Origin of the sequence: Dietzia sp. B44 (assembly GCF_014145245.1) — a bacterium.
GTDB classification, from domain to species: Bacteria; Actinomycetota; Actinomycetes; order Mycobacteriales; family Mycobacteriaceae; genus Dietzia; species Dietzia natronolimnaea.
The window spans coordinates 1-7,962 of sequence record NZ_JAALEF010000224.1; the positions used below are offsets into that span (position 1 = coordinate 1).

At 70.3% G+C, this 7,962-nt stretch carries 8 protein-coding genes; 1 reads left to right on the plus strand and 7 read right to left on the minus strand.

Annotated features, from left to right (window positions below; translation table 11 throughout):
• Positions 1 to 78: 78 nt before the first annotated feature.
• From G6017_RS08235 to G6017_RS08255, 5 genes are all read right to left on the minus strand, one after another.
• A complete protein-coding gene (locus tag G6017_RS08235) occupies positions 79 to 1,485 on the minus strand; it encodes a class II 3-deoxy-7-phosphoheptulonate synthase (RefSeq protein WP_182616887.1) in 1,407 nt (468 codons plus the stop codon).
• 35 nt (positions 1,486 to 1,520) lie between these two features.
• Positions 1,521 to 2,018, minus strand: a complete 498-nt coding sequence (locus G6017_RS08240; RefSeq protein WP_182616889.1) for a polyadenylate-specific 3'-exoribonuclease AS — start codon at positions 2,016 to 2,018, stop codon at positions 1,521 to 1,523.
• 5 nt (positions 2,019 to 2,023) lie between these two features.
• Positions 2,024 to 2,737 (minus strand): lysophospholipid acyltransferase family protein, encoded by a 714-nt coding sequence (locus G6017_RS08245; RefSeq protein WP_304815659.1) that lies wholly within the window; start codon positions 2,735 to 2,737, stop codon positions 2,024 to 2,026.
• 71 nt (positions 2,738 to 2,808) lie between these two features.
• On the minus strand, positions 2,809 to 3,696 hold the full coding sequence (locus G6017_RS08250; RefSeq protein WP_182616893.1) for a hypothetical protein: 888 nt from the start codon (positions 3,694 to 3,696) through the stop codon (positions 2,809 to 2,811).
• On the minus strand, positions 3,693 to 4,154 hold the full coding sequence (locus G6017_RS08255) for an SRPBCC family protein (RefSeq protein ID WP_182609375.1): 462 nt from the start codon (positions 4,152 to 4,154) through the stop codon (positions 3,693 to 3,695). The genes G6017_RS08250 and G6017_RS08255 overlap by 4 nt, the downstream gene beginning before the upstream one ends.
• Positions 4,155 to 4,299: 145 nt before the next feature.
• On the opposite strand from G6017_RS08255, the gene G6017_RS08260 reads away from it, so the two are divergent.
• Entirely contained in the window at positions 4,300 to 6,099 is a 1,800-nt protein-coding gene (locus G6017_RS08260) for an AMP-dependent synthetase/ligase (protein ID WP_179525042.1), read from the plus strand.
• A gap of 30 nt (positions 6,100 to 6,129) precedes the next feature.
• Here G6017_RS08260 and G6017_RS08265 read toward each other — a convergent pair whose 3' ends face one another.
• Together G6017_RS08265 and G6017_RS08270 are read right to left on the minus strand one after the other, a co-directional pair.
• Positions 6,130 to 7,263 (minus strand): glycosyltransferase family 4 protein, encoded by a 1,134-nt coding sequence (locus tag G6017_RS08265; protein WP_182609376.1) that lies wholly within the window; start codon positions 7,261 to 7,263, stop codon positions 6,130 to 6,132.
• Positions 7,264 to 7,315: 52 nt separating this feature from the next.
• A partial coding sequence (locus G6017_RS08270; RefSeq protein WP_182616895.1) for an NlpC/P60 family protein occupies positions 7,316 to 7,962 on the minus strand: 647 nt, incomplete at its 5' end.

A 7,962-nucleotide genomic window follows, 5' to 3' on the forward strand; every position in this document is an offset into this window, starting at 1 on the left:
GACCGGGCGGCCCCGGGGCCCGGCCGTCCCCGCGAGGCGAGTGTCCCCGGGGCCCGGCCGTCCCCGCGACGCCGCGGCTCAGTTGCGGAGCATCTCCGCCACCAGGTAGGCCAACTCCAGCGACTGCTGGGTGTTGAGCCTCGGGTCGCACGCGGTCTCGTACCGCCCGGCCAGATCGAGGTCGGAGATGTCCTGGGCGCCGCCGAGACACTCGGTGACGTCCTCGCCCGTGAGCTCGATGTGGATCCCGCCCGGGTGCGATCCCAGCGCGTGATGGACCTCGAAGAAGCCCTGGACCTCGTCGATGATCCGGTCGAAGTGCCGGGTCTTGTACCCGTTGGACGTGGAGTGGGTGTTCCCGTGCATGGGGTCGCACTGCCAGATGACCTTGTGCCCCGAGGCCTCGACGGCCTGCACGATCGGCGGGAGCGCGTCCCTGACCTTGTCGTTGCCCATGCGGGAGACCAGGGTCAGGCGTCCCGGACGATTGCGCGGATCGAGCTTCTCCACGTACTCCACCGCGAGCTCCGGGGTGGTCGAGGGGCCGATCTTCAGACCGATCGGGTTCTCGATGAGTGAGGCGAACGCCACGTGGGCGTCGTCGATCCCACGCGTCCGCTCCCCGATCCACAGGAAGTGGGCCGAGAGGTCGTACAGCCCCTGCTCCGCGTCACCCGTGAGGCCCGTGCCGTCGTCGGCCAGGCGCAACATCGCGCGCTCGTAGTCCAGTACCAGCGCCTCGTGGGAGGAGAAGATGTCCGCCGACCGCAGGTTCTCGTCGGAGACACCGCAGGCGTCCATGAACCGCAGTCCGCGATCGACCTCCGCGGCGAGCGCCTCGTAGCGCGCGCCCGCCGGCGACCCGGCGACGAACTCCATGTTCCACTCGTGCACGCGGTGCAGGTCCGCCGTCCCCGAGGCCGTCAGGGAGCGGACCAGGTTCATGGCCGCCGCGGCGTTGGCGTAAGCGCGGACCAGGCGGGACGCGTCGTGCTCACGAGCGGAGTCGTCCGCGTCGAGCCCGTTGACCATGTCCCCGCGGTACGAGAGCAGGCCGGTGGCGTCCCGGTCGGCGGAGCGCGGCTTGGCGTACTGACCGGCGATCCGGCCGACCTTCACCACCGGCATGGACGCGCCGTAGGTCAGGACGACGGACATCTGCAGGAGCGTGCGGATCACGCCCTTGATGTGCGGCTCGGTGTTGGCCTCGAACGTCTCCGCGCAGTCCCCGCCCTGGAGGAGGAAGGCACGCCCGTGCGCGACATCGGCGAGCCGATCCGAGAGGTGCTCGACCTCGGAGGCCACACAGATGGGCGGCACGCTCTCGAGGACCTTGCGCATCGCCGCGGCGTGATCGGGATCCCACGACGGTTGCTGCAGCGCCGGTCGCGACAGGGCGTCCGCCAGCAGCCGATCGAGGTCCGCCGAGAGCGGAGGGAGGTCGGGAAGCTGTGCGATGTCGACGTCGACTGTCCAGTTGCTCACCCCGCGAGGATACGCCACCGCCGCCCGAGGCGACCTCAGAGACCCAGGTGGGGCGCCTTCGCCGCGATCGCCCGGAATCTCAAGAACGCATGGCGGGCATCGCCGAGGGCGTCGTGGGCTCCGCCCGGGTGCGGGGGCAGCTCCGGCTGCCCGGCCATCTCCCACAGCTGGCGCACATCCCGCGTGAACTTCGGCATCGCCGCCGGCAGCTCGGTCATGTCGCCCCAGAGCTGGCACACCGCGACGTGGTCATAGGCCCCGATCCACGCCCACAACTCGACCGGCCCGGAGATCGGTGCGGTGACGAAGTCGTACAACCCGTCGCGGATCCCCGCCCGCGACATCCAGGCCGGGGACGAGGGATTGGGCAGTTTGGGCAGGACGTTCCGGCGGACCCACGGACCGGCCTTGGCCTGGTCGAAATCCGTGGAGACCGCGTAGAACTCGCGTCCGTCCTCCGCCACCACCCCCACCGAGACCAGGTCGATGGTGGTGCCGTCCTCGATGAACTCGCAGTCGTAGAAATAGCGCACCGGCGTCAGCGCTGCCCCTCGACAGGCTGGTCGAGGAGGTTTCGTCCCGACTTGCGCACCGCCTCGTAGCGCTTCTTCATCTCGGCGCCGTAGATGTCGTGGACGTACTCCTGACCGGTCATCGCCTGGATGCGCCTCATGAACTCGTCGGTGATCTCCCGCTCCGCCGCACGGTCGCCTTCTCTCCCGGCCCACGGGGTCAGGTCGAGCGGCTCACCGATCATGACTCGGACCTCGACCGGGCTCCGACGGAACCTGCTGATCTTACGGACGTACTCACCCGTCCCCATCACCCCCACGGGGATGATCGGCACCCCGGCTCGGAGAGCGAGGCGCGCTGGTCCGGTCTTACCGCGGAAGAGCCGTCCGTCCGGTGAGCGGGTGCCCTCCGGGTACATGCACAGGACCTGCCCGGCCGAGAGCACCTCCATCCCGGCGTTCAGTGCGGCCTGAGCGGCGTCCGCGTTGGTGCGATCGATCGGGTGCTGACCGGTTCCGGCGAAGAACCACCTGCTGAGCACGCCGCGGATCCCGGTGCCGGTGAAGTAGTCGCTCTTGGCCAGGAAGGTGACCCGCCTCGGGAGCAGGAGTACCGTGAACAACCAGTCGCCGACGGAGTAGTGGTTCCCCACGAGCAGTGCCGCCCCGCTCACGGGGAAGTTCTCCTGCCCCGTGGTCGTGGTTCGACTGGTCGCTCTCAGGAAGGGACCGATCAGCACGTACTTGAACAACCAGTACAGCAACTTGGGTCACCGGACCTTCCGTCGTTGGGGAGTTGACGGAGCGGATACTACCCGGATCGGTCCGCGAATCCGGACGGGACGAGATTCGGTGGCCACAGCTCGGGATCCGGGACGAAGCTGGCGATCACGGCGCACGCCCCGGGGTCGAAGTGCGAGGCGACGAGAGTGCACCGGGAGAGCAACGCGGGAAGCCGCAGCATCGTCCGGATACCGTCGAGGACCACCCTGAGCCCGTCGCCCTCGACCGAGGGCGGGGTGGTCGGACGAGCCGGTACCGGGAACTCCACCCGGTATCCGCCACTACCGTCCGGGGAGACGGAGGGAGTGACCGCCCCGCGTGCGAGTGCCGCCAGCGCCGCGGTCCGCTCCGGAGCGCTCCCGACCACCATCACCTCGACCGGACCCGCGAGGAACGTCGAGACCTCCGCCGCGAGGAGGGACAGTCGGTGCGCCTCGCGGGTCCGGGCGTCCGCGCGGTCACCTGCGGCCATCGAGGCGAACCGCACGTGCGCGGGCCAGCGCGACTCCACGAACGCGGTCAGCTCCCCCGCCGCCGCGATCCTCCGGACCGCCGCGAGGTCACCGTCGAGTTCCACCACCACCACGTCCCACACTCCCGCGGCGGCCGCCCGCCGGGCGTACTCCCATCCCAGGACAGCGGCGAGGGGCGCGTCCCCTCCGGCGGCCAGCGCCGCGAGCACGTCGTCGTCCGGATCCACCGCACCGGACCTGTACGACTCGAGTCTCGCGGTGGCGTCGTCGACACGGACCTCCACGGGCCCCTCGTCGGTCGTGTCCAGCCGCGGATCCACCGCACCGGGGTCCCCGGTCAGGATGAGGGCCGTTCCGCCCGCGTCGAGCAGGAACTGCGCGGTCACCTCCGACCTGGCCGGGGGGTCGCCCCCCATGACGATCGCGACCCTGGCGCCGGTCACCGCGACTCGGCCCGGCGCTTGAGTTCACGCAGGGCCTCGGAGAGGATCCGCCGTTCGGCCCGGTCGCGGAGCCGGCCGATCACCGGCACCACGAGTTCTATCTCCAGCTCGTAGTCGACCCTGGTGCCGCCCTCGACCGGTTCGAGGCGATAGGAGCCCTTCTGCGCACGTTGCAGCGCCGAACTTTCCAGCCTCCACTCGACGACCCTGTGGTCCGCCGACCAGGAGTAGGCGAGGACGTAGTCGTCGACGATCGCGCCCGCCTCCAGGGCGAACCGGACCCGGTCCGGACGACCGTCCGCGCCGACGGACAGGACCTCGGCGACCCGGATCGACGTGGACCATTCGGGATACGAGTCGAAGTCCGAGATGACGGCCATCACGTCCTCGACCGTCGCGTCGATCACGGTGGAGTCGCTGGTCGGCCACACCTCGGGGGCGCCGTTGTCCTCGCTCATATCCCCCAGCTTCACATATCTTCGGCCGGGATGCGCCCTGGCGACCGGCGCCCGGGCACACGGGTGACGTGGATGCCGTCCGGCCCCGGGGATAGTGTGTCCTCACTGCGATTAGACCATCGATCGTCTCCACCAGGAGGACCCTTTGCGCGAATACGTCGCCGCCCCCGCCACTTTCACCGTCCCCGACGACTGGTCCTGCGCCCAGGCGGCCTACGACCGCGCGGAGCGGACGCCGGACAACGTGGCGTTCCAGCGGCCGGTCGACGGTCGGTGGACGGATGTCACCAACCGGGAGTTCGCCGAGACGGTCCGCGTGGTGGGTCGGGGTCTCGTCGCCCGAGGCGTCCAGGCCGGGGACAGGGTCGCCCTCCTGTGCTCGACCCGATACGAGTGGAACGTGATCGACTTCGCGATCTGGGCCGCCGGCGCGGTCACGGTGCCCGTCTACGACAGCTCCTCGGCCGAGCAGATCCGGTGGATCATGGAGGATTCGGGCGCCCGGCTCGCCATCGTCGAGAAGGAGACCCACGCCGCCACCACCCGCGAGGGGATCAGCGGGCTGGAGGCGGCCCCCGACGTCCTCGTGATCGAAGGAGACACCCCCGCGTTGGACGCCCTCGCCGCGGGTGCGACCGAGGTGCCCGACGCGGTACTCGACGAACGGCGCGCCGGGGTGACCGCCGACTCCCCCGCGACGTTGATCTACACCTCGGGCACCACCGGACGCCCCAAGGGGTGCATGCTCACCCACCGCAACTTCATGTCCGAGGCCCTCGCGGTCCTCGAGACGCCGTTGAACCAGTACCTCCGCCAGGACGCGACCACCGTCATGTTCCTGCCCCTGGCCCACGTGCTGGCCCGCGCCATCACCTACGCCGGGTTCCACGCGGGTGTCCGCATCGCCCACTCGTCGGACCTGACCAATCTCGTGGACACGTTCTCCGAGATGCAGCCCCACTACATCCTGGCCGTCCCGCGCGTGTTCCAGAAGGTCTTCAACAAGGCCCAGGCCACCGCCCAGGACGGCGGCACCGTCAAGGCCTGGATGTTCGACAAGGCCACCGACACCGCGGTCGCGTACTCCAAGGCCAACCGCAGTGGACGCGTCGGGCCGCTGCTCAGGCTTCGCCACGCCCTGTTCGCCAAGCTCGTCTACGCCAAGCTCGTCGCGGCGCTCGGCGGCCGCTGTGAGATCGCCATCTCGGGTGGGGCGCCCCTCGGTGAGCGCCTGACGCACTTCTTCGACGGCATCGGTGTCAACATCTTCGAGGGATACGGCCTCACCGAGACGTGCGCCGCGATCGCGGTCAACACCCCCGGTCAGATGCGTATCGGCACCGTCGGCCAGCCGCTGCCCGGGTGTGCGGTCCGGATCGCACCTGACGGTGAGGTCGAGGTGAGCGGCCCGGTGGTGACCTCCGGCTACTGGCGTAACGAGCGCGCCACCGCCGAGGCGTTCTCCGACGGGTGGTTCAGGACCGGGGACCTCGGGTCCCTGGACGAGGACGGCTACCTGACCATCACCGGTCGCAAGAAGGAGATCATCGTCACCGCCGGGGGCAAGAACGTCGCCCCGAGCCAGCTCGAGGACGCGCTCCGGGCCGACCCGCTCGTGGCCGAGGCGGTGTGCGTGGGCGACGGCAAGCCGTTCATCTCGGTGCTGCTCACCCTCGACCCGGAGGCACTGGAGCGGTGGAAGGCCCACCACGGTAAGACCGGCTCGCTGTACGAGCTGCTCCGGGACGCGGACATGATCGAGCATCTCGACCAGGCGCTGTCCCGGGCCAACCGGACCGTCTCCCACTCCGAGGCGATCAAGAAGTACCACGTGCTACCCGACCAGTTCACCGAGGAGACCGGGGAGCTCACCGCCTCACTCAAGGTCAAGCGGAACGTGGTGCACCAGAAGTTCGCGGCCCAGATCGAGGACCTCTACGCCTGACCCACGGCCGGGTCGGGGTTCGAGCCGGGGCTAGTCGCCGGAGAGCACCCGCCGCATGTCGCGTGCCAGGTCCTCCCAGCGCCACGACCCGAGAACCCAGGAGCGTCCGCGGACGCCCATCGCGGAGGCGCGTGGCCGGTCCGAGAGCAGACCGGCCACGGCCTCGACGATCTCGCCGTCCGAGGTCCCGTCCACCACGAGACCGGTGCTCCCGTCCACGACGGTCTCCGGAGCGCCACCACTCCGGCCGGCCACCACGGGGACACCGCAGGCGGACGCCTCCAGGTACACGATCCCCAGACCCTCCACGTCGAGTCCCCCGCCCCGGGTGCGGCACGGCATGGCGAACACGTCCGCCATCCGGTGGTGGTCGACGATCTCGTCCGCCGGGATCCGACCGGTGAAGATCACCCGGTCGGACACCCCGTGCCTGCGGGCCAGACCCTCGAGCGTGCGCCGGTACGGACCACCCCCGACGACGACGAGGACCGCTCCCGGAACGCGGCGGGCGATCTCGGGCAGCGAGCGGATGAGCGCGTCCTGACCCTTGCGCGGGACGAGTCGTGAGAGACACACGATCACCTCCCGGTCCGCCACCCCGTAGCGCTCCCGGATCGCCCTACGCCGCACGGGATCGGGACGGAACCTGGCCGTGTCGACCCCTCCGGGCTGGTGCACCAGTCGGGCGTGTGGGCCGAACGCCGCCGCGAAGCGACGTCGCGTGTAGTCACTCACGTAGGTGACGGCGTCGGTGGACTCCCCGATCAGCCTGAGCACCTGCCGCGAGCCCGGCAACATCGACCACCCCACCTCGTGGCCGTGGGTGCTGGCGACGATCCGCTCGACGGGCCCCTGCCGGAGCACGGGCGCCATCGCGGCCAGCGGCGCGGCAGCACCGAACCACACCGTGCTCGCCCCGAAGTCCGAGGCGAGCCTCCGCGCACGGGCCGCGAGCTCCGGCGTGGGCAGCAGCATCTCCGTCGGCACCCTCTCGACCAGGTAGGGACGGGAGTCGTCGTAGTCGGTCGAGTCGCTGCCCCGGAACGTCGAGGCGAGGACCGCCACGTCCTCGGGATCGAGATACGCCAGATAGGTCTCCAGATACGACTGGATGCCGCCGGGTCGCGGCGGGTAGTCGTTGGTGATCAGCAGGGTCTTCGTCATCACGTCCGAGACTGCCACAGTGTCCGGGGAGGCCCCGCCCGGAGTCCCCGCGTCAGTACCGACGGATCCCGCTGATCGGCATCGCGTCGACCTTCTCGAGTTTGACGGGGACCCCGTAGGTCGGCGCGTGCAGCACCAGTCCGTCGCCGGCGTACATGCCGACGTGGGTCGCCCCCGGGTAGTAGATGACGAGGTCGCCCGGTTGGATGTCGGCCATCGCGACGGGTGCGCCCGACACCGCCTGCGCCTGACTCGACCGCGGTAGCGTCTTCCCCTCCTGCGCGTACGCCCACACCATGAGACCCGAGCAGTCGAACTCCTCCGCGCCGGTCGCCCCCCAGGAGTACGGGGCACCGAGCCGGGTGAGAGCTACGTTCAGCGCCGCGGTGTTGACACCGTCGACAGCCGGGGCGACGTAACCGGGCGGGACCAGGGGGCCGCCGGCCCAGACTGCACGCTGCGCGTCCGAGAGGGCGTCGACACGACGTCTCACCTCATCGATCCGCACCCGCATCTCCTCCGAGCGCCGGTCGAGCTCATCCGCCCGACCCTGTGCGTCCCGGGCCGAGGCCCGCGCGATCTCCGATGCCACGTCCGCGTCCCTGCGGAGGCGGGCGGCCTCAGCCGAGGCGGCACGCGAGGCGTCCAGGGCGCTGGTGGTGGTGCCGGACAGCCGCTGCAGCGTTCCGAGCCGGTCGA